A 2,252-nucleotide genomic window follows, 5' to 3' on the forward strand; every position below is an offset into this window, starting at 1 on the left:
GCGCCACAGCGCTTCGAGCAGGCGGTCGGCGATGAACCCGGGCACTTCCTTGCGTACGTGCAGCGGGCGCATGCCCAAGGCTGTATAGATGGTCTTCGCGGCTTCGATGGCTTCGGGGGCAGTGCGGTTGCCGCCGACGATCTCGACCAATGGCAGCAGGTAGACCGGGTTGAACGGGTGGCCGACCACGCAGCGTTCGGGGTGGGTGGCCGATTCGTAGAACTCGCTGGGCAGCAGGCCTGACGTGCTGGAGCCTATGATCGCTTCGGGTTTGGCTGCTGCGCTGATCTTCGCATGCAGGTCGAGCTTCAGGTCCAGTCGCTCTGGCGCGCTTTCCTGGATGAAGTCGGCGTCGCGGACGCATTCCTCGATGGTGGCGACGAACTTCAACCGGTCTTGTGCTGCGCCTGGCGCCAAGCCTTGCTTTTCCAGTGCCGGCCAGGCGTTGGCGATGCGCTTGCGCAGGGCCTGCTCGGCGCCTGGCGCCGGGTCCCAGGCGATCACGTCCAGGCCGTGGGCCAGGGCGCGGGCAACCCAGCCGCTGCCGATTACGCCGCTACCGAGGGCGGCGAAGGTCTTGATCTCGGTGATGAAGGGCATATCGAGTCCTCAGGATGAACAGAATTATTGAAACGAGCGCCAATCCTTGTGGGAGCGGGCTTGCCCTGATGCCAGGCAGTTAAGGCCAGTGGGGCTGCTGTGCAGCCCATCGCCGGCAAGCCAGCTCCCACCCCCGACCGCATCGAATTCCAGCCATGCGCCGTACCTGTGGGAGCCTGGCTTGCCGGCGATGGGCCGCAACGCGGCCCCAGTTCGCGGGGCAAGCCCGCTCCCACAGGATTTGTGGCGCTGCTGCAATCTTTGAAAGGAATCAGCGGCGCTTGAGGTTCATTTTTTCCCGGCCTTCTGCCGGGCTGAGCACGCGGCCACCCATGCGAGTGATGATTTCTGCTGCGCGCTCGACCAGCTGGCCGTTGCTGGCCAGCACGCCACGGTCCAGGTACAGGTTGTCTTCCAGGCCCACCCGCACGTTGCCGCCCAGCAGAACCGCCTGGGCGGCCATAGGCATCTGCATGCGGCCGATGCCGAACCCGGCCCAGGTGACATTTGCCGGCAGGTTGTCGACCATCGCCTTCATGGTGGTGGTATCGGCCGGCGCGCCCCATGGGATGCCCAGGCACAGCTGGAACAGCGGGTCGTCGAGCAGCCCTTCCTTGATCATCTGTTTGGCGAACCAAAGGTGGCCGGTGTCGAAGATTTCCAGCTCGGCTTTCACCCCCAGCTCGGTGATGCGCTTGGCGCCGGCGCGCAGCTGGGCCGGGGTAGAGACGTAGATCGAATTGCCGTCGCCGAAATTGAGGGTGCCGCAGTCGAGGGTGCAGATTTCCGGCAGCAGCGCTTCGACATGGGCCAGGCGTTCTAGTGGGCCGATCAGGTCGGTACCCGGGCCGAATTCCAGTGGTGTTTCACCCGGGCCGATTTCCAGGTCGCCACCCATGCCGGCGGTAAGGTTGACGATGATGTCCACATCGGCTTCGCGAATGCGCTCCATGACTTCGCGATACAGCGCCACATCACGGCTGAAGCGACCGGTTTGCGGGTCGCGAACGTGGCAGTGGACCACGGTGGCGCCGGCTTTGGCGGCCTCTACGGCAGACTCGGCGATCTGCTTGGGGGTGACTGGAACAAGGTGGCTTTTCGAGGCGGTGTCGCCGGCGCCAGTGAGGGCGCAGGTGATGATGACGTCGTGGTTCATGGTGGGTTCCTTGTGATAGCTGTGTTGGGCTTTTCGCGGGCACGCCCGCTCCCACAGGATCACGGGATCCTGATGGTGGCGCTGTACCTGTGGGAGCGGGCGTGCCCGCGAAAGGGCCCTGTCAGTTGGCAGTAAGCTTGAGGTTGTCCGCAGCCGGCTTGCCGTCGAAGGTGGTCACACCCTCCAGCCAGCGGGCCTTGTCCTCGGGGTGGTCTTTCAGCCACTGACGGGCTGACTCCAGCGCATCCTTGTGGTCGAGCAGCGGCTGCATCATGCGGCTCTCGTCCTCGGCGCTGAAGTTCAGGTTGGCCAGCAGGCGGTGGGCGTTGGGGCAGCGTTCGGCATAGTCCGGCGCGGTCACTGTCCACACTGTCGCGCGGCCTTCGTCAGGGCCTAGGGCGTCCTGGCTGTCGCCCAGGTAGACCATGTCGATATTCACGTTCATCGGGTGTGGCGCCCAACCGAAGAACACCACTGCCTCGTTGCGCCGCACCGC

3 protein-coding genes are annotated in these 2,252 nt (G+C 64.9%); all 3 read right to left on the reverse strand.

What is annotated here, in order from left to right; translation table 11 throughout:
- On the reverse strand, positions 1-600 hold a 600-nt coding region (locus JV551A3_RS02920), incomplete at its 3' end, for a 3-hydroxyacyl-CoA dehydrogenase NAD-binding domain-containing protein (RefSeq protein WP_235874535.1).
- Positions 601-871: 271 nt separating this feature from the next.
- On the reverse strand, positions 872-1,756 hold the full coding sequence (locus JV551A3_RS02925; RefSeq protein ID WP_133978316.1) for a beta-keto acid cleavage family enzyme: 885 nt from the start codon (positions 1,754-1,756) through the stop codon (positions 872-874).
- Between the two features lie 121 nt (positions 1,757-1,877).
- On the reverse strand, positions 1,878-2,252 hold a 375-nt coding region (locus JV551A3_RS02935), incomplete at its 5' end, for a glycine betaine ABC transporter substrate-binding protein (protein ID WP_328592080.1).

The organism is Pseudomonas inefficax (assembly GCF_900277125.1).
Taxonomy (GTDB): Bacteria; Pseudomonadota; Gammaproteobacteria; order Pseudomonadales; family Pseudomonadaceae; genus Aquipseudomonas; species Aquipseudomonas inefficax.

Coding starts and splice junctions, on each gene's coding strand:
- JV551A3_RS02925 (WP_133978316.1), bottom strand. CDS start 1,756: ATGAACCACGACGTCATCATCACCTGCGCCCTCACTGGCGCCGGCGAC.